We start from the raw sequence: 18,881 nt of genomic DNA, 5'->3' as shown, positions 1-18,881 counted from the left end.
GGGTTATTAATTGCAAATTACATTAATTAGTTTAATACTTAACTGAAATTCCCTGCCTCCTGCGCATAACAGTACGCCGTCGCAGCTGATGTAAAACCTGTAAAATCAAGGAATAGATGGATTATTCGCCGAATGGTGCCTTACGCCTGCTGCATAAGGTCGTCAATCATGCTTCGCTGCTGATCCATGCCGCTATTTTTATTGTGGTGGTGGCCTGCGCCATTATTTTCCTTGATACCTGGCAAATCTGGAATGCGCATGGGCGCGATCTGGTGAATGCCGAACAAGATTCCGCCAATCTGTCGCGCGCCCTTTCCCAGCATGCGGAAGACACCTTTTTGCAGGTGGATATTACGCTGCAGGATTTGATGGAACGCCTGGACACGGACGGCCTGTCGCAGGCGCGGCTGCCGCGCCTGCAAAAAGTCATGAGTGAGCAGCTTAAACTCCTGCCGCAGCTGCACGGCGGGTTTATTTATGACGCCCAGGGGCACTGGCTGGTGACGGCTTCGGGTATTATTCCGCCTCATGCCAATAATGCGGATCGCGAATATTTCAAATATCACCAAGCTCATAATGACAATCGCTTATATATAGGCAAGGTGATCCGCAGCCGATCCACCGGCGATCTGGTCATTCCGGTGTCGCACCGGATAAATAACCAGGACGGCAGCTTCGGCGGCGTGGCGCTGGCGACGGTCTATGTCAGCTATTTCCAGGAGTATTACAATCATTTCGCCATCGACAATGACACCGCCCTGGTATTAATGCTGGCCGATGGCACCATTTTATATCGCCGGCCTTATGAGGAAAGCGCCATCGGCCGGAGCATGGCCAAAAGCACGCTGTTTACCGATGTGTTGCCGCGGGCCAAATCCGGCAATGCAACGATTATTTCTTATTACGATAAGGTGGAACGCATCTTCGGCTATTCCAAGCTGGATCAGTATCCGCTGGTCATCGCGGCGGGTTTGTCTAAAAAGGAAGTTTTGCGTGGCTGGCTTACCGACAGTATTATTTTTGCGGCGGGCGGGGCGGGGATCCTGATCATTTTAACCCTGCTGGCATGGGCGCTGCTGCGGCAAATTAACTTCAGCCTGCGCTCGGAAAAAGACCTGCTTATCGCCCGGGACTTATTGACGGAATTAAATCAAAAGCTGGCTGTTCAGGCCCTGCATGACGGTCTTACCGGCCTCGCCAATAGGCGCCAGTTTGATATCGTGCTGCAAAATGAGATGCAGCGCGCCTGTCGCGACCTGACGCCGTTGGGGCTGATCCTGCTCGATATCGACTTATTTAAAAAATATAACGATATCTACGGCCATGTCTCGGGGGATGAATGTTTGCAGCGGGTAGGACAAACGCTGCTGGCGCTGCCGCGCCGGGTGAACGATCTGGTGGCGCGTTACGGCGGGGAAGAGTTCGCCGTTATTCTGCCCGGCACGGATCTCGCCGGCGCGCGTACGTTTGCCGAGACGGTGGTCAGGGCGGTGCATGAATTGCAAATCCCCCATGACGCCAGCCCCTTTGGCGTGGTGACAATCAGCGCCGGCGCCCACGCCGCCATGCCGGTGAGACCGGAAGATACGCCCGCCGCATTTATCCGCAGCGCCGATGCCGCGCTGTACGCGGCCAAAAGCCGGGGCAAAAACCGCGTATGCGACGTCCGTCCGCGCGCATAGCGGGGGTGCCGGCATCACGTGCTGTAACCTCGAGGTTTTATAATTCTTTATATCTTCCCGTTTGGCGCTAGACTTGACATCAATCCGTGCCGAATCGTGCCGAATAAGGAAAAAAAGTTGGAAGTACTCGATCGTGAAGCCTTGCATATCAACGGCGTGGTCTACGCCGGACAATTAGACGGCCAGGGCGGCATTACGCCTATCGAGGCCTCGGACATTGCGCATTGCCTCCATCCCTGTTGGCTGCACCTGGATACGGAACATCAGGCCAGCATGGAATGGCTGGCCACATCGCCGCTGATACCCGATCCGGTGCGCGAATCGCTGGCCGGCAACAGCACGCGGCCGCGGGTTAACCGCATTCCCGAAGGCGCGCTGATAATTTTGCGCAGCATTAACTTCAATACCGAGGAATACCCGGAAGAGCTGATTGTCCTGCGTATCTATATCACGGAAAAACTGATCGTCACCACCCGTAACCAGCCGATCCAGGCGGTGGAGGAGATGCTTGACGAATTGCAGAAAAAACAGGGGCCGGTGGACAGCGGCAACTGGCTGGTGGATATGTGCGATACCCTGACCGATCACACCAGCGAGTTTATTGAAGATATGCATGACCGCATCATCGTATTGGAAAACGATCTGCTGGACCAGCAGATCCCGCCGCGCGGCCAGCTGTCGAAACTGCGCAAGCAGCTGATTGTCCTGCGGCGCTATATGGCGCCGCAGCGCGATGTCTTCGCCCGCCTGGCCAGCGAGCATTTGCCCTGGATGGGGGATGACGACCGCAGGCGCATGCAGGATATCGCCGATCGCCTGGGGCGCGGCATCGACGATATCGACGGCGGTATTGCCCGCACGGCGGTGATTGCCGATGAAATTAACTGGATTACCGCCGAGTCGATAAACCGCCGCGGTTATACCATGTCGCTGATGGCCATGGTTTTCCTGCCGACCACCTTTCTTACCGGTTTGTTTGGCGTCAACCTGGGCGGCATCCCCGGCGGCAATATGCGTTATGGTTTCAGTATCTTCTGCCTGGCGTTAATTATCTTGGTGCTTTGTGTGGCGCTATGGTTAAAACGGCGTAAATGGTTATAGCCATATGCATAGCGTGGCGGCGATGCGCGGCAAAATTTACGCAAAAAACGCAAAAAAGCCGGCTAATATTGAGCAATATCAAAAAGCAGGGGCGCGGGATGGGGCACTATCGATCCCGCAGGTGAATGCAACGTCAAGCGATGGGCGTTGCGCTCCATATTGTCTTACTTCCTTTTTTGAATTATTGCATAGCATATTTAATTCATACGATGCCGGGTTTATTAACCTGGCATTTTTTTTTGGTTTTTCCCCGGCGGGCATATTAACCGGGCGGCAGGGCGGGGATTTGTCCTTACCCCAATTGCCCACTATCCTTAAAGTGAGTCCGCAGCAAACGCGCTGCTTTGATAAGACCCTTTAAAGAGGTGGACAGTATGCCTATGACTATGACACCCCGGGTGCGCCAGGCACCGGTTCCGTATCGAATGAGCATTCCAGGCGATCCGATACCGGAAGAACCCATCCCGACCGATCCGCCGCCTATCCCGAACCCACTGCCGGATCCGCCCCTGGAGCCGCCCTATAATCCCGACCCCAAGCCGATACAGGACCCGCCGCCGCATATGTGGTAGCCGCGCTATTTTATTTCCACGACGTCGAGGCGCGCGCCGGCAGGCGGCAGGGCATCAACGTCATCATCCGCCAGCCAGCCCGCGGGCTGCGCCGGCAGTTCCAGCGGGTCAAACGCCATATCGCCGCCGTCGATGATGTCGCCGCCGGCATGCAATTGCCTGAAATCAAACAACCCGCCGTCGGCGAGATGGGACGGCACCACGTTTTGCATCGCGCGGAACATGGTCTCCAGGCGCCCCGGGTAGTGTTTATCCCAGTCCCTGAGCATATTGCCTATCACCTGCCGCTGCAGGTTGGGCTGCGAACCGCACAGGTTGCAGGGGATAATGGGAAAGGCGCGCGCCTCGGCAAAGCGCTCGATATCCTTTTCGCGGCAATAGGCCAGCGGGCGGATGACGATATGTTTACCGTCGTCGCTCATCAATTTCGGCGGCATGCCTTTTAACTTGCCGCCGTAGAACATATTCAGGAAGAGTGTCTGCAGGATATCGTCGCGATGATGCCCCAGGGCAATTTTATTGGCGCCAAGCTCGGTGGCGGTACGGTATAAAATGCCGCGCCGCAGGCGCGAACACAGGGAGCAGGTGGTTTTACCCTCGGGGATCTTATCTTTGACGATACCGTAGGTATTTTCTTCAACGATTTTATACTCGGCGCCCAAGGCATCGAGATAGGCGGGCAGGATATCGGCGGGAAAGCCCGGCTGCTTTTGATCCAGGTTGACCGCCACCAGCGAGAAGCTGATCGGCGCGCTTTGCTGTAGATTGCGCAGGATTTCCAGCATGGTGTAGCTGTCCTTGCCGCCGGAGAGGCATACCATGATGCGATCGCCGTCTTCGATCATATTAAAATCGGCAATGGCCTGCCCGACGTTGCGGCGCAGGCGTTTTTGTAATTTGTTCAGGTTGTACTGCTCTTTTTGGTCGACCACGGTGGTTATGCCTTTGACTGTTACCGGCGCGCCGCCAAGCCCGCGGCGCCGCGATGTGAGGACTCTTGTCGGGGATTGTACGCGATTATGGCGGCGACGTTGAACACTTTCAGTTGGGGAAATCCTGCATCAGCTTTTGGTTGATGACCGCCGCCGCCTGGTTGCCGCGCTTGATGTGGGTTACCAGGATTTCGTTCGATTGGGTAAAGCGGTGGCCGACGCGGACCCGGTACGACTTGGTCAGCCAGCTGAAAAACCCGGTGTCAAACGTGGCCTCGTCAATATCGCGCCATTTGACGCCGCCGACGCCTTTTTTCCACGGCAATAGGCCGCGGAACACCCAGACGCCGTCATCATCATAATAAAATACGAAACGCCTGCGCCAGGCAAAATCGTAGATTACCTTGATAATAGCCACAAACAGGATGCCGTAGCCCACCAGGATGAAATTGGCGTCGCGCGCAGACTGCGACACGATAAGGCCGATGGCGCCCATTACCAGAAACAGCACCACGGGGCGAATATAGGCCACCCATGAGAGATAAAAAACGTCCAGCGCCGGCTGTTGCACCGCGAAGGTCACGTCGCCCTGATCCATTGCGTACCTGAATAATCGCTAAATTATGCTTAATAATAACCCCTGGGGCGGCGACTGGAAAGTCCATGCCGCCTCATGGCGTCGATATTCGCCGCCTGCCGGCCCGCAGCGTTGATAACGTAACGCCGGCGGTCGGCTATTCCGCCGCGTCGGTTTTACCCGCCATGCGGGCCAGGAAGTCATATTTCGCCTTCAGGTCTTTTTCCGCCGCCTGGTAGAGGGCCGCGGCCACCTCCGGCTGCTGGGTATTCAGCCGCCGGAAGCGCTGCTCGTTAAGCAGTGTGGCGCTCAAATCGCTGCTGGGCGGGCGCGAGTCCAGCGCCAGCGGCAATTTGCCTTCGTCGCCGCGGCGGGGGTCGAACCGGTACAGTGGCCAAAAGCCGGTGGCGGTAAGCTGGCGCATCTGATCGTGGCTTAGCGCCAGATCATACCCATGCTCCTCGCACGGGCTATAGGCGATGATCAGCGACGGGCCCGGATAGGCTTCCGCTTCCTGGATGGCTTTCACCGTCTGGTTAAGCTGGGCGCCGAGTGAAATCTGCGCCACGTAGACATGGCCGTACATCATCATGCTGACGCCCAGATCCTTGCGGGTTTTGCGTTTGCCCTGTTCACCGAATTTGGTCACCGCGCCCAGCGGCGTGGCCTTCGACTGCTGGCCGCCGGTATTGGAATAACATTGGGTATCCAGCACCAGTATATTGACGTTTTCCGTCAGGCTCATAACGTGATCCAGCCCGCCGAAACCAATATCATAGGCCCAGCCGTCGCCGCCGATAAGCCAGATGGATTTATCCACCAGGTAATCGGCGTCTTGCGCCAGCTGGCGCAAGCCGGCGTCGACGCTCTGCGTTTGCAGCAGCGGGCGCAGTTCGGCGCGAAGCCGCGTTATCTGCCCGCGCCGCGTTTCCACCGCCACGCCGTCCGCCCGCAGTTCGCCGACCAGATCCGCCGGCAACCGGGGCGCGTGCTCTTCAAGCAAACGCAGCACGCGCCGGCGATGGTGATCCACCGTCAGGCGAAAGCCCAGGCCGAACTCGGCGTTATCCTCGAATAACGAATTGGCCCACGCCGGACCGCGGCCTTCCGCATTGGTGGTGTAGGGGGTGGACGGCAGGTTGCCGCCGTAAATGGAGGAACAGCCGGTGGCGTTGGCGATTAACAGCCGATCGCCGTACAGTTGGGTCAGCAGCTTGATATAGGGGGTTTCGCCGCATCCGGAACAGGCGCCGGAGTATTCGAACAGCGGTGTAATCAGCTGTGAGGTGCGGATATCGATGCGTTCCAGCTGGGACACGGCCATCTCGGGCAGATCCAGGAAAAAGTCATAATGGATTTTTTCCTCCTCCACATGCTCCAGCCGCGAGGCCATGTTAATGGCCTTGATGGCGGGATCCTGCCGATCCTTGGCCGGGCACACCTCGACGCACAGGTTACAGCCGGTACAGTCCTCGGGCGCCACCTGCAGCACATATTTCTGGCCGCGCATATCACGGGATTTCACGTCCAGCGAAGCCAGGCCGGCGGGGGCGGCGGCCATGGCCTGCGGCGCCACGACCTTGGCGCGGATGGCGGCATGGGGACAGGCGGCGACGCAATGGTTGCACTGGGTACACAAATCCGGCTTCCAGAGCGGGATTTGTTCGGCGATATTGCGTTTCTCCCAGCGGGTGGTGCCGACCGGCCAGGTGCCGTCGGGCGGCAGCGCGGAGACCGGCAAGGCGTCCCCCAGGCCCGCCAGCATGGCGGCGGTTACGGTTTTGACAAAGTCCGGCGCGGCGTCGGAGACCACCGGCGGACGCATGGGGCTGCGATCGTTAACGTCTTCCAGCGGCACGGCGAACAGGGCTTCGCGCGTGGCGGCCAGCGCCTGCCAGTTACGCTCCACCAGTTCCTGGCCTTTGCTGCGGTAGCTGCGGGCAATGGCCGACTGCAGCTCCGCCAGCGCGCTGTCCGCGGGTAGAATCGCGGCCAGCTGGAAGAACGCCATTTGCATTACGGTATTGATGCGCGCGCCCAGTTGGCATTCGCGGGCAATCTGCGCCGCGTTGATGATATAAAACCGCGCCTGGCGCGCCTTCAGCAGCGCCTGCACTTCTTGCGGCAGGCGCGCCCAGATCTCATCGGCGCCATAGGGGGTATTCAGCAGGAAGATACCGCCGGGGCGCAGCCGCTCCACCATCTGGTATTTATCGATAAACTGCGACTGGTGGCAGCCGATAAAGTCGGCGTGGCTGATAAGGTAGGCGGAGTTAATCGGTTTTTCGCTGACCCGCAGGTGGGAAACCGTCAGGCCGCCCGCTTTTTTCGAGTCATACACAAAATAGCCCTGGGCGAACAGCGGGGTGCTGTTGCCGATAATTTTAATATTATTTTTGGTGGCGGACACCGTGCCGTCGCTGCCGAGTCCGTAGAACAGCGCCTCCAGCTTTGCCAGGCGCGGCAAATCCGCTTGCGGCAGGGGGAGGGACAGGTTGGTGACGTCGTCATAGATGCCCACGGTAAAGCGCGGCTTGGGCCGCGGCAGGGACAGCTCGTTGAAAATCGCCAGCACGCAGGCCGGATCGAACTCTTTCGACGACAGGCCGTAGCGACCGCCTATGGTACGCGGCAGGCTATCCCGCTGTCCCTGGCTGTAGGCTTCCGCCAGCGCGGTCATCACGTCCAGGTAAAGCGGTTCGGCCAGCGCCCCCGGTTCCTTGGTGCGGTCGAGTACCGCGACGGCCTTGACGCCCGGCGGGATCTCGGCCAGCAACGCATCGGCGCGAAACGGGCGATAGAGCCGCACCTTGACGATGCCGACCTTTTCACCCCGGGCGAGCAGGGTATCAATAACTTCTTCACAGGTGCCGATGGCCGACCCCATCAGGATAATCACGCGCTCGGCCTCGGGATGGCCGTAATATTCAAAAGGACGATACTGGCGGCCGGTGGCGCCGGCGAAGGCGTCCATGGCCTGGCGCACATGGTCGTAAGCCTGGTGGTACCAGGGGTTGGTGGCTTCGCGCGACTGGAAATAGGTATCCGGATTGGCCGAAGTGCCGCGAATCACCGGGCGATCCGGCGTCAGCGCGCGGGCGCGATGGGCGTCGATGGCCTCCTGCGGCAGCAGGCTTTTCAGCGTGGCGTCCGCCAGCGGCGCGATTTTATTGATTTCATGCGAGGTGCGGAAACCGTCGAAGAAATGGATAAACGGCAGCCGGCTATTGAGACTGGCGATCTGTGATATCAGGGCGAAATCCTGCGCTTCCTGTACGCTGGCGGCGCACAGCATCGCGCAGCCGGTCTGGCGTACCGCCATCACGTCCGAATGGTCGCCGAAAATCGACAGCGCGTGGGTGGCCACGGTACGGGCCGCCACATGCAGGACAAACGGCGTCAGCTGACCCGCCAGTTTATACAGCGTCGGGATCATCAGCAGCAAACCCTGCGACGAGGTAAAGGACGTGGATAATGCGCCGGTCTGCAGCGCGCCGTGCACCGTGGCGATGGCGCCGCCTTCGGACTGCATCTCCACGACGCGGGGAACATCGCCCCAGATATTGGCGGTGCCCGCCTCGGACCAGGCATCGGCCTGCTCCGCCATGGTGGAACTGGGCGTAATCGGATAAATGGCGATAACTTCATTAATGCGATAGGCCACCGAAGCGACTGCGTTATTCCCGTCTGTGGTGATCATGCTGTACCTTTTCTGTTCACGGTTGATAACCCATAAATCATTGGGTTACCCCTTATGGGCGCCAGTATACCAGTAGCAACCCTAGGGGATTTTTGCTTTTGTGCGATGAAGCGCGCGGATAATTGTAAAACCGGCCCCGCAAGACTCGACGTCAAGACGCTGTGCGACTAGAATGCAAGCTTCAGACTATTCCTAGTACAATTATTACGGAGCTGATTAATGACGTTTTCACGGTGGTTGATGGCAACATCCGCGCTATTATTAGTCGCCTGCAGCAGTTCCAATAATGACGAGCCCGAGCAGATGGGCCAGCAGGCTACCACCGCCAGCCTGCCGCAGCGCGTGGACGTGCCCAATACCCCCCGCTGCATGAACGCGGGCGGCACAATGACCCTGGCGCGCCAGCTTGACGGCACCACGGTGGGCATGTGCCAACTGGCCAACGGCAAGCGTTTTTAAGCATCCCGCTCCCATCCCCAGCCAGGCAATACGTTCTTGCCTGAACCTTCGGGCAACGCCGGTCCGATAGCGTTACGGGGAGCCCCCTGATGGCATAACATCGTGGTCCTGCTGGCAACTGCCGTTGACAGGGGCCAGGATCGTTACACGTCCATCAAGGATAAAACGCTATTATGAACCCATTTCTGAATATACTCTCCCCTCCCGCCATGCCTGATGCCGTCGGTTTATCCCCGGCGGGAGATGATGCTGCCCGGCGGCGGGCGCCTTGGCCGCGGGCCGTCAGCCACGCGCCCGCCGACATCAGCCTCGCGCCTGCCGGCATCGGCCGGCAGCGCAAGCGCGACGCCGCTGTCGCCGGGCAAGACGCCGGCGCTGTCGTGCCGGTAAAGATCAGGTGCTGCGAACCGGGCGCCGCCTTGGCTGCCGGGAGCTCATGGTCTGCCAGCCATTTTCTTGCCGCATGCGGCGCGTTTGGCGAAAGTATCGAGGCGCTATGCCGGGATGTGCAGGCCCTGCTACAGGATATCAATGCCGGCGCGAGGGAGGATGGGGGCGCGACACAGATCAACTGCCCGAGGCAGTTCGACCGTCTGATGGACGTAATGGACCGATATGTGCAATGGCTGCGGGAACTGAATAATGACGCTTATCCGCTGGAGGCAATAAGAGCCGAGGTACAGGAGAATTTGACCCGGCTGGGTCCTTATATCGATAAAATGAGCCTGCTAATCGAGAGAATGGGCTTAATCACTGACGCCAGGTAACCCCCAGCCGCGTTTAGGCCGGCCCCGCGTATCATCAGGCGGGGCCGGCCGGGTATCAGGCGGTAACCAGGTTCGGGCAGTGCTCGCCCTGGCTTAGCTGGCGCAGGTTTTCCAGCGTAACCTCGCCGATGCTGGTCAGCGCTTCTTCGGTCAGGAACGCCTGGTGGCCGGTGAACAGCACGTTGTGACAGGCGGAGAGGCGGCGGAACACATCATCCTGGATTACGTCGTTGGAGTTATCCTCAAAAAACAGATCGCGCTCATTTTCATAAACGTCCATGCCCAACGCGCCGATTTTCTGCAGCTTCAGCGCTTCTATGGCCGCCTGCGAATCGATCAGGCCGCCGCGGCTGGTGTTGATAATCATCACGCCGTCCTTCATTTGCGCGAAGGCTTCCCGGTCAAGCAGATGGTGGTTTTCCGGCGTCAGCGGGCAGTGCAGGGTGATCACATCCGATTGCGCGAACAGGGTCTTTAAATCCACATATTCGGCGCCCAGCGCCAGGGCCTGGGCGCTGGGGTAGGGATCAAACGCCAGCAGGCGCATGCCGAAGCCTTTCAGGATGCGCATGGTGGCGACACCGATTTTACCGGTGCCGATCACCCCGGCGGTGCGGTTGTGCATATTAAAGCCGATTAAGCCCTCAAGAGAAAAATTGGCGTCGCGGGTGCGCTGGTAGGCGCGGTGAATGCGCCGGTTCAGGCACATCATCAGGCCGATGGCATGTTCCGCCACCGCTTCGGGCGAATAGGCGGGTACCCGCACCACCTGAATGCCAAGCTCTTTGGCCGCCGCCAGATCGACATTGTCGAAGCCGGCGCAGCGCAGCGCCAGCAGCTTTACGCCCATTTCGGCCAAGGCCTCCAGTACGTCGCGCCCGCCGTCGTCATTGACAAAAATACACACCGCATCGCAGCCTTCAGCGGTCTTGGCCGTACGCGGCGTCAATTGAAATTCAAAAAATTCTATTTCAAAGCCAACATGTTCATTTACCTGTGACAAAAATTTATGATCATAATTTTTAGTGCTGTAGACGGCTAGTTTCATCAGTCCTACTCCATAAGATCGGCCGGCAGGTGGCGCGGTATCATTCAATGTATCCTTCTCAGACGGATAAAAGTACGCGTTTGTGCCGTATCACCTAAAATGTTGCGTGGAATATAATTATGGTATCTTGCAGGCTTAGGGACAATAAGGAATGTCATGACCGACGCATCAGGCGCATACAGGCGCGCAGGCCTTTTTCTACGCCGTTCCGGAGCGGTTGCCCTGTTGCTGCTGGCGCTTCTTGGGCTGTCGGTGGCAGTGGGGTGGTTTTTTTTACCGCTCTGGCTGCCGGTGGCGGCGCGGTTGGTGCTGCCCGCCGATGTCGATATTACCCTGACCGGCCGGCCGCGCTGGCATCAGGGGACGGTGATCCTGCCCGGCTTTGCGTTAAACCGTCCGTCCTGCGTCTGGATAACCGGCCAGAATATCAGCGCCCGGCGCCAGGACGGCGCATGGCGCATCCTCGCCGGGCAGGTAACGGTGGACAGCACCTGTAATGCGCCCCGCGCGCGTGAAGAAAGCGGCGAGCCGCTGACCTGGGCGGCCGTCGAGCAGGTTCTGCCGCGCTTTACGCTCGGCATCGGCCGCCTGACGGTGGCGCCCTGGCAGGCCTATGCCGGCGAACTGGAGCTGGAGCATCTTGCCGCCGGCACCCGGGCATATTACCACAATGAACATCTGCGCCTGGCCTTGTCGTTGCGCGATCGTCAACTGTCGATAAGCGACTTGACGTTTACCGGCGCGCAGCCGCAGCCCCCGCGGGCCTTACCGGCGCTGCCGGTCTTCAACGCGCCCTTCGGCTTACAGAACCCCGCGCCGGCGTCGTTAGCCGCGCCGCCCCAGCCGGCACCGCTATTTCCCGCGCGACCGGCGGTATTATCCGGGGCGCTGCACATCGGGGTAACCGGGGATATGACGTTGTCGCCCCAGGTGATGATGCCGCCGGAACAGGGCGAACTGACCGCCGGCCTGGTTTTGCCCGACGGCAGGCCGGTGAACGCCGATATCAGCTGGCGGCAGCGGCAGGGGGCGTTATTGGTGACCGACGGTCAAACCGATATCAGGCTGGCGCGCTTGCCCTGGCGCATCGCCGGCGATGACCTGCAGATTACCGACGGCGAGTGGCGCTGGCCCTATGCCACCCAGCCCCTGTCGGGCAATATCGCCCTGACCCTGGCGCATTGGCTGGACGGTCCCGACGCGCTGGGATTAACGGCGCGCATGAATATGCTGACCCAGGGCCTGCGCGGCAAGGCCAATGCCGTATTGACCGTCGGCCCCGGCCCGCTGCGCCTGAGTGACAATGCGCTGGATTTCCGTTTTACCGGCACGGCTAACCAGGGGGGGCTCTCGTTAAGCGCGTCGATTCCCGGCCAGTTGCGCGGATTGCTGACCGATCCGACCCTGGCGCTGCTGCCCGGGGCGTTATTGCGCGTCACCGGACTGATTTCCGAGGCGCTGAGCATCAACAGCGCGCGCCTGCCCCTGGCCGGCGTGCAGGTGTCATCCCGGGGCCTCAGCGGGCGATTGCAGGCCATCTTACAGGCTAACGTGCCGGATTACGGGCACTTCACCCTGCATATGGACGGCCGCGCGCTGGATTTCCTGCCCGATAAGGGCGAGTGGCGCTGGCGTTATTGGGGCGGGGGCAACCTGACGCCGTTCGAGGCGCGGTGGGATATCGCGGGACGCGGATCCTGGCTGGCGGACCAGATTGAACTGACGGAGTTGTCCAGCGGCCTCGATCAAATCCACTACGGTCTGGTCAGCGTTGCCGTCCCGCGCCTGGCGCTTACGGCGCCGCTGCGCTGGCGCCGTGGGGAGCATAATCCGGCCTTCAGCGGCGCGCTGCGGGTCAATGCCCGCCGGATCGATATTGCCCGCGGCGGCTATTTGCCCCAGCCGGTGATGACGCTGCGTTTCACCGGCACCACGCCGCAGGATTTTCTGTGGCAAGGCCAGCTTCAGGCCGGCGTTACCGGGCCGGTGCGCCTGAATGGCCGCTGGGACGGCAACCGACTGCGCGGGCAGGCCTGGTGGCCGAAACAGCCGCTGAAGGTCTTTCAGACCTTACTGGCGCCGGATTTGCGCATTACCCTGCGCGACGGGCAATTCAACGCGCAAAGCGCGTTTTCCGCCGCTATCGGCCAAGGCTTCCTGGCCGGCGGACATGCCACCGTCGGCCAGGGAGAGGTGTGGGTGGGCGAAAATCATCTGTCGGGCGTTGCGCTCGGGCTTTCTTATCGTTTGCAGGACCAGCGCTGGCAACTGGGCGTAAAACAGCCGGTCAGCCTGCGTGTCGCGACGATTATCACCCCGGTGACGCTGAATAACCTGGCGATAGGACTACAGGGGTATTACCCTTATGATGAACGTCGTCCGCTGACGCTCACCGGCGTGGATGTGGACGCGCTGGGCGGCAAGATCCACCTTACGCCGCTAAGCCTGCCTCAGCGCGACGCCGCGGTGCTCAGCGTCAAATCCATTGAGATGAGCGAGCTGATTACCGCGCTTAAACCTAAGCAGTTTGCCCTCTCCGGCCGTGTCAGCGGCGAGCTGCCGCTGCATTTTAGCGATCGGGCGGGGTATATCCGCGGCGGCTGGGTCGCCGGCGACAACCGGATGGCTTTGCGACTGGATAAACAATTCGCCGACGCCATCGGCAGCCGCAACCTGGCCACAGGCGCGGCCATCAACTGGCTGCGTTATATGGAAATCAGCCGCCTGCGGGCGGATGTCAACGTGAACCGCGACGGCGAGCTGGATTTACTGGCGCATTTTATCGGCACCAATCCGCAAATCAATGCCCAGCGCGAGGTCAGGTTGAATTACCATCATCAGGAAAATATTTTCATGCTGTGGCGCAGCCTGCGCTTTGGCACCAACGTGGAGCAGGCCCTGGAAAAACAGGCCGGCACCGTCCCCGCCGGGGCAGCAAGGAGAGAGAGATGAACACAGGATATAAGCTGGCCGGCCTGCTGTTGACGCTGGGCGCCGCCGCCTGCGTGCCGCGCATTGAGCTGGCGATGCCCAGCGAACCAATTACCATTAACATGAACGTGAAAATCGAACACGACATTACCATCAAGGCGGACAAACAGAGCGTGGCGCTGCTGCAGCCGACGCTGTGCCAGGACTCGCAGACGCAGCCTTGCGTGCCGGCCAAATAAAAAAGCGCATCCGGGATGCGCTTTTGCAATCTGTAAGCGTGCAGCGGCACTGATGGCCAGGGCGCCGCGCGCGGATTGTATTCCAGGGACGTCGGGATGCAGGGTGTCTTGAAGACCTTACCCATCATGCCGCCGTCACGGCATCAGGCGGCGATAAACTGGCTGATGGCGGCTTTAGCGTCTTCCTGGGCTTTGCCCGCCACTTCCGGACCGTAGGCCACGCCTTCGGCAAACACGAATTCCACGTCGGTGATGCCTAGGAAGCCCAGCATCAGGCGCAGATAGGACGTCACCAGATCGCTGGGGGTGTCTTTATGGATACCGCCGCGGGTGGTCAGCACCACCGCTTTTTTGTTTTTTACCAGGCCTTCAGGGCCTTGTTCGCTGTAGCGAAAGGTCACGCCGGCGCGCGCAATCAGGTCAATATAATTCTTTAACTGGGTAGGGATGTTGAAGTTGTACATCGGCGCGGCAATGACGATCACGTCGTTGGCCTGCAGCTCATTGATCAATTCATCGGATAAATCCAACGCTTCCTGCTGGCGGGGCGTCAGGGTCGCGTCCGCCGGGCGCAGGGCGCCGACCAGCTCGCCGTCCAGTACGGGTACCGGCTGCGCGGCCAGGTCGCGTACCGTAATCTCGTCGCCGCTGTGGTTTTTTTGCCATTGTTCGATAAAGAAGTCGGCCAGCTGGTTGGACTGGGAAAACGTGGCAAGAATACTCGATTTAAGAATTAATACTTTGCTCATCAGATGTTCCTTATAATTCAATAGGTCATTAACCCTTAGGCGTTGAGAAACACTCTATTGATTATCCTCCCGCAGTGATAGCGCAATATTTCGAGCTGTTTGTTCGAATTTCCTGAACGATGGGAAAGGCGGCTAAAGCCGGCGCCGGGGATATGGTAAACTAACGGCATAAGCACATTCTATTCGGGCCGGAACAGCGCCTGTATCCGGTCGCAGTATAAGGAAAGGTATCGTGAAGTCATCGCTGGCGGCACTGTCCGCTTCGCTGGAGTCGGTTATGCTCCGCGATAAAACAGTTTTACGTCGCCGTCTGCAGGGGGCGCAAAAAGTCACCCGGCCCGAGGCGCAGACCGCTATCGCCGAGCAAATCGCCGCCGATATCCAGGCGTCCGCGCAACGCGCGGCAAACCGCCTGGCCGCCCGCCCGGCCATAACCTATCCGGAAAATCTGCCGGTCAGCCAGAAACGCCAGGATATTCTCCAGGCCATCCGCGATAACCAGGTGGTGATTGTCGCCGGTGAAACCGGCTCCGGCAAGACCACCCAGATCCCCAAGATCTGCCTGGAGCTGGGGCGCGGCATCACCGGTCTCATCGGCCATACCCAGCCCCGGCGCCTGGCGGCGCGCAGCGTGGCCGATCGCATCGCCCAGGAGCTGGCGGTGCCGTTGGGCGGGGCGGTGGGGTATAAGGTGCGTTTTAACGATCAGATAAGCGACAACACGCTGGTCAAGCTGATGACCGACGGTATCCTGCTGGCGGAAATACAGCAGGATCGGCAACTGCTGCAGTACGACACCCTGATTATCGACGAAGCGCATGAACGCAGCCTGAATATCGATTTTATCCTCGGGTATCTGCATCAGCTATTGCCGAAACGTCCGGACTTAAAGGTGATTATCACATCCGCGACCATCGACCCGCAGCGCTTTTCGCGCCATTTTAACAACGCGCCGATTATCGAGGTTTCCGGACGCACTTATCCGGTGGAGGTGCGCTACCGTCCAGTGGTGGAGAGCGAGGAGGACGGCGACCGTGACGTGTCCCAGGCCATTTTCGACGCGGTGGATGAACTCAGCCACGAGGCGCCGGGGGATATTCTGATCTTTATGAGCGGCGAGCGTGAAATCCGCGACACCGCCGATGGCCTGAACAAGCTCAACCTGCCCCATACCGAGGTGCTGCCGCTGTACGCCCGCCTGTCCAATAGCGAACAGAACCGGGTATTCCAGTCCCACAGCGGCCGGCGTATCGTGCTGGCGACCAATGTGGCGGAAACCTCGTTGACCGTGCCCGGCATTAAATATGTTATCGACCCCGGCACCGCGCGCATCAGCCGCTACAGTTTCCGCACCAAGGTGCAACGGCTGCCCATCGAGGCGGTGTCGCAGGCCTCCGCCAACCAGCGCAAAGGGCGCTGCGGCCGCATATCCGACGGTATCTGCATCCGGTTGTATTCAGAACAGGATTTTCTCTCCCGGCCGGAATTTACCGATCCTGAAATCCTGCGCACCCATCTGGCCTCGGTCATCCTGCAGATGACCGCGCTCGGCCTTGGCGATATCGCCGCCTTCCCGTTTGTGGAAGCGCCGGACAAGCGGCAAATCCAGGACGGCGTGCGGTTATTGGAGGAGCTGGGGGCGCTGGAGGCAGAATCCGCGCGCGGCTACCGGCTTAGCCCGCTGGGCCGCCAGCTGGCGCAGCTGCCGCTCGACCCCAGGCTGGCCAGGATGGTGCTTGAAGCGCGTAATAATGCCTGCGTGCGCGAGGTGATGGTGATCGCCGCCGCGTTGTCCATCCAGGATCCGCGCGAGCGGCCGATGGATAAAAAACAGGCCGCCGACGAAAAACACCGCCGTTTCGCCGATAAAGAATCGGATTTTATCGCCTTCGTCAAATTGTGGGATTATGTGCAGGAACAGCAGAAGACGCTGTCCTCCAGCCAGTTCCGCCGTCAGTGCCGGGTCGATTTCCTCAGCTACCTGCGGGTACGCGAATGGCAGGATGTCTATACCCAGCTGCGACAGACGGTAAAAACCCTCGGGCTGCCGGTCAATACCCAGCCCGCGGATTATCGCGGCCTGCACTGCGCCCTGTTGTCGGGCCTGCTGTCCCATATCGGGCAAAAGGACGCTGAAAAACAAGAATACACCGGCGCGCGCAACGCCCGTTTTGCCATTTACCCCGGTTCGGGGCTGTTTAAAAAACCGCCTAAATGGACCATGGTGGCCGAACTGGTGGAGACCACCCGGCTGTGGGGGCGCATTGCCGCGCGCATCGATCCGGAATGGATAGAGCCGCTGGCCCCGCATCTGGTTAAAAGCAGCTACAGCGAGCCGCATTGGGAAAAGGCGGCCGGATCGGTGATGGCGGTGGAGAAAGTCACCTTGCTGGGGCTGCCCATCGTGGCCGGCCGCAAGGTCAATTACAGCGCTATCGATCCGGCGCTGTGCCGTGAACTGTTTATTCGTTTCGCGCTGGTGGCCGGCGAGTGGCAGACCCGGCACGCGTTTTTCCATGCCAACCGCAAGCTGTTGACGGAGGTGGAGGAGCTGGAGCATAAATCACGCCGCCGCGATATCCTGGTGGATGACGAGACGCTGTTTGCCTTTTACGATCGGCGCATCGGCGCGGAGGTGGTCTCGGCGCGGCATTTTGACAGCTGGTGGCGAGACGCGGCCAAACAGGACCCTGATCTGCTTAACTTTGAAAAAAGCATGCTGATCAATCCGGGCGCGGATGCGATAAGCGCCCTGGATTACCCCAACGTTTGGCACCAGGGCAATCTGAAATTAAAACTCAGCTATCAGTTCGAACCCGGCGCGGACGCGGACGGCGTCACGGTGCATATCCCGCTGCCGGTACTTAACCAGGTCACCGCCGCCGGTTTTGACTGGCAGATCCCGGGCGTGCGGCGGGAGCTTATCATTGCGCTGATTAAATCGCTGCCTAAGCCGTTACGGCGTAACTTTGTGCCGGCGCCCAATTACGCCGAAGCCTTTCTCGGCAGGGCCACGCCCGCCGACGGGCCGCTGCTCGATACGCTGGAGCGCGAGCTCAAGCGCATGACCGGGGTGGGCATCGACCGCGACGCCTGGCAGTGGGATCAGGTGCCGGATCATCTGAAAATCTCGTTCCGGGTGGTGGATGATAAACATAAGACGCTGGCAGAAAGCCGGGATCTCGACGCGCTGAAGCTGCAGCTAAAAGACAATGTGCAGCAAACCCTTTCCGCCGTGGCCGACGACGGCCTGGAGCAGCGTGATTTACATCTGTGGAGCTTTGGCGATTTACCCGAACGCTATGAGCAAAAAAGAGGCGGCTATTCGCTCAAGGCTTATCCGGCGCTGGTGGATGAAAAAGACAGCGTGGCTATCCGCCTGTTTGAAACCGAGCACGATCAGCGCCGGGCGATGTGGCAGGGCATCCGGCGCCTGTTGCTGATCAATATCCCCTCGCCGATAAAATACCTGCATGAAAAATTGCCTAACAAAGCCAAGCTGGGGCTGTATTTCAATCCATTCGGCAAGGTGATGGAGCTGATTGACGACTGCATTACCTGCGGCGTCGACAAGCTTATCGAGCAGCGCGGCGGCCTGGTCTGGCGCGAGGAGCAGTTTGCCGAACTGCAGGAATACGTGCGCGCCAACCTGAACCCGACGGTGGTGGAGATTGCCGGGCAGGTGGAGCAAATACTGACGGCGGTGTTCGCCATCAATAAACGCCTGAAAGGACGGGTGGATATCAGCCTGGCCCTGGCGCTGTCGGACATCAAGGCACAGCTGGGCGGCCTGGTTTATCGCGGTTTCGTCACCGGCAACGGCTGGAGACGGCTGCCCGATACGCTGCGCTATCTGCAGGCCCTGGAACGCCGCCTGGAAAAACTGCCCAACGATGTGCATCGCGATCGCGCCCAGATGTTGAAAGTCGAGCAGGTGCAGCAAGCCTGGCGCCAGTGGCTGGACAAGCTGCCGCCGCTGCGGCGCGAAGATGAGGATGTCAGGGAAATCCGCTGGATGATTGAGGAACTGCGGGTCAGCTATTTTGCCCAGCAGCTCGGCACGCCTTATCCCGTCTCGGAAAAACGCATCTTGCAGGCGATGGAACAGATAGCGGGTTAATCGG

14 protein-coding genes are annotated in these 18,881 nt (G+C 59.7%); 9 read left to right on the top strand and 5 right to left on the bottom strand.

Features of this window, described 5'->3' with window-relative positions:
- Positions 1 to 116 precede the first annotated feature (116 nt).
- The 4 genes from ACL2XN_RS05870 to ACL2XN_RS05855 all read left to right on the top strand — a co-directional run bounded on the left by ACL2XN_RS05870 (position 117) and on the right by ACL2XN_RS05855 (position 3,355).
- Entirely contained in the window at positions 117 to 1,682 is a 1,566-nt protein-coding gene (locus tag ACL2XN_RS05870) for a diguanylate cyclase (protein WP_413728454.1), read from the top strand.
- A 117-nt stretch (positions 1,683 to 1,799) separates the two neighbouring features.
- Positions 1,800 to 2,783, top strand: a complete 984-nt coding sequence (zntB, locus tag ACL2XN_RS05865; protein ID WP_410015175.1) for a zinc transporter ZntB — start codon at positions 1,800 to 1,802, stop codon at positions 2,781 to 2,783.
- Positions 2,784 to 2,787: 4 nt separating this feature from the next.
- On the top strand, positions 2,788 to 3,144 hold the full coding sequence (locus tag ACL2XN_RS05860; protein ID WP_413730463.1) for a hypothetical protein: 357 nt from the start codon (positions 2,788 to 2,790) through the stop codon (positions 3,142 to 3,144).
- A gap of 19 nt (positions 3,145 to 3,163) precedes the next feature.
- Positions 3,164 to 3,355, top strand: a complete 192-nt coding sequence (locus ACL2XN_RS05855) for a hypothetical protein (protein ID WP_410015173.1) — start codon at positions 3,164 to 3,166, stop codon at positions 3,353 to 3,355.
- A 5-nt stretch (positions 3,356 to 3,360) separates the two neighbouring features.
- Here ACL2XN_RS05855 and ttcA read toward each other — a convergent pair whose 3' ends face one another.
- From ttcA to nifJ, 3 genes are all read right to left on the bottom strand, one after another.
- The gene (gene ttcA / locus ACL2XN_RS05850) at positions 3,361 to 4,296 is read right to left on the bottom strand and encodes a tRNA 2-thiocytidine(32) synthetase TtcA (protein WP_413730949.1); all 936 of its coding nucleotides are present in this window, start codon (positions 4,294 to 4,296) and stop codon (positions 3,361 to 3,363) included.
- A 100-nt stretch (positions 4,297 to 4,396) separates the two neighbouring features.
- Positions 4,397 to 4,885, bottom strand: coding sequence for a hypothetical protein (locus ACL2XN_RS05845; protein WP_413730462.1), 489 nt, complete (start codon positions 4,883 to 4,885; stop codon positions 4,397 to 4,399).
- Between the two features lie 136 nt (positions 4,886 to 5,021).
- The gene (gene nifJ / locus ACL2XN_RS05840) at positions 5,022 to 8,564 is read right to left on the bottom strand and encodes a pyruvate:ferredoxin (flavodoxin) oxidoreductase (RefSeq protein WP_413730461.1); all 3,543 of its coding nucleotides are present in this window, start codon (positions 8,562 to 8,564) and stop codon (positions 5,022 to 5,024) included.
- A 240-nt stretch (positions 8,565 to 8,804) separates the two neighbouring features.
- On the opposite strand from nifJ, the gene ACL2XN_RS05835 reads away from it, so the two are divergent.
- Together ACL2XN_RS05835 and ACL2XN_RS05830 are read left to right on the top strand one after the other, a co-directional pair.
- Complete coding sequence (locus ACL2XN_RS05835; protein WP_410015170.1) at positions 8,805 to 9,023, top strand: DUF333 domain-containing protein; 219 nt, start codon at positions 8,805 to 8,807, stop codon at positions 9,021 to 9,023.
- A gap of 173 nt (positions 9,024 to 9,196) precedes the next feature.
- Entirely contained in the window at positions 9,197 to 9,790 is a 594-nt protein-coding gene (locus ACL2XN_RS05830; RefSeq protein ID WP_413730460.1) for a hypothetical protein, read from the top strand.
- A 55-nt stretch (positions 9,791 to 9,845) separates the two neighbouring features.
- Here ACL2XN_RS05830 and ACL2XN_RS05825 read toward each other — a convergent pair whose 3' ends face one another.
- On the bottom strand, positions 9,846 to 10,838 hold the full coding sequence (locus tag ACL2XN_RS05825) for a 2-hydroxyacid dehydrogenase (RefSeq protein WP_413730459.1): 993 nt from the start codon (positions 10,836 to 10,838) through the stop codon (positions 9,846 to 9,848).
- A 156-nt stretch (positions 10,839 to 10,994) separates the two neighbouring features.
- Between ACL2XN_RS05825 and ACL2XN_RS05820 the strand changes: the two genes are divergently transcribed.
- Both ACL2XN_RS05820 and ACL2XN_RS05815 read left to right on the top strand, forming a co-directional pair.
- Positions 10,995 to 13,790, top strand: coding sequence for a YdbH family protein (locus ACL2XN_RS05820; protein WP_413730457.1), 2,796 nt, complete (start codon positions 10,995 to 10,997; stop codon positions 13,788 to 13,790).
- The gene (locus ACL2XN_RS05815) at positions 13,787 to 14,008 is read left to right on the top strand and encodes a YnbE family lipoprotein (protein WP_410015166.1); all 222 of its coding nucleotides are present in this window, start codon (positions 13,787 to 13,789) and stop codon (positions 14,006 to 14,008) included. The genes ACL2XN_RS05820 and ACL2XN_RS05815 overlap by 4 nt, the downstream gene beginning before the upstream one ends.
- Before the next feature lie 143 nt (positions 14,009 to 14,151).
- On the opposite strand, the gene ACL2XN_RS05810 is transcribed toward ACL2XN_RS05815, so the two are convergent.
- Positions 14,152 to 14,757, bottom strand: a complete 606-nt coding sequence (locus ACL2XN_RS05810) for an FMN-dependent NADH-azoreductase (RefSeq protein ID WP_410015165.1) — start codon at positions 14,755 to 14,757, stop codon at positions 14,152 to 14,154.
- Between the two features lie 277 nt (positions 14,758 to 15,034).
- Here ACL2XN_RS05810 and hrpA point away from each other — a divergent pair, with 277 nt between their 5' ends.
- Entirely contained in the window at positions 15,035 to 18,877 is a 3,843-nt protein-coding gene (gene hrpA, locus ACL2XN_RS05805) for an ATP-dependent RNA helicase HrpA (protein WP_413730948.1), read from the top strand.
- Positions 18,878 to 18,881 lie beyond the last annotated feature (4 nt).

This window comes from Sodalis sp. RH22, assembly GCF_047324165.1.
GTDB lineage: Bacteria > Pseudomonadota > Gammaproteobacteria > Enterobacterales > Enterobacteriaceae > Acerihabitans.
This window is presented reverse-complemented; position numbering and strand designations above follow the sequence as displayed.

What these genes read in the sequence shown, in the direction of transcription:
- ACL2XN_RS05870 (WP_413728454.1), top strand. Translation starts at nt 117, where the DNA reads ATGGATTATTCGCCGAATGGTGCCTTACGCCTGCTGCATAAGGTCGTC.
- ACL2XN_RS05860 (WP_413730463.1), top strand. Translation starts at nt 2,788, where the DNA reads ATGCATAGCGTGGCGGCGATGCGCGGCAAAATTTACGCAAAAAACGCA.
- ACL2XN_RS05855 (WP_410015173.1), top strand. Translation starts at nt 3,164, where the DNA reads ATGACTATGACACCCCGGGTGCGCCAGGCACCGGTTCCGTATCGAATG.
- ACL2XN_RS05845 (WP_413730462.1), bottom strand. Translation starts at nt 4,885, where the DNA reads ATGGATCAGGGCGACGTGACCTTCGCGGTGCAACAGCCGGCGCTGGAC.
- nifJ (WP_413730461.1), bottom strand. Translation starts at nt 8,564, where the DNA reads ATGATCACCACAGACGGGAATAACGCAGTCGCTTCGGTGGCCTATCGC.
- ACL2XN_RS05835 (WP_410015170.1), top strand. Translation starts at nt 8,805, where the DNA reads ATGGCAACATCCGCGCTATTATTAGTCGCCTGCAGCAGTTCCAATAAT.
- ACL2XN_RS05830 (WP_413730460.1), top strand. Translation starts at nt 9,197, where the DNA reads ATGAACCCATTTCTGAATATACTCTCCCCTCCCGCCATGCCTGATGCC.
- ACL2XN_RS05825 (WP_413730459.1), bottom strand. Translation starts at nt 10,838, where the DNA reads ATGAAACTAGCCGTCTACAGCACTAAAAATTATGATCATAAATTTTTG.
- ACL2XN_RS05820 (WP_413730457.1), top strand. Translation starts at nt 10,995, where the DNA reads ATGACCGACGCATCAGGCGCATACAGGCGCGCAGGCCTTTTTCTACGC.
- ACL2XN_RS05815 (WP_410015166.1), top strand. Translation starts at nt 13,787, where the DNA reads ATGAACACAGGATATAAGCTGGCCGGCCTGCTGTTGACGCTGGGCGCC.
- ACL2XN_RS05810 (WP_410015165.1), bottom strand. Translation starts at nt 14,757, where the DNA reads ATGAGCAAAGTATTAATTCTTAAATCGAGTATTCTTGCCACGTTTTCC.
- hrpA (WP_413730948.1), top strand. Translation starts at nt 15,035, where the DNA reads ATGCTCCGCGATAAAACAGTTTTACGTCGCCGTCTGCAGGGGGCGCAA.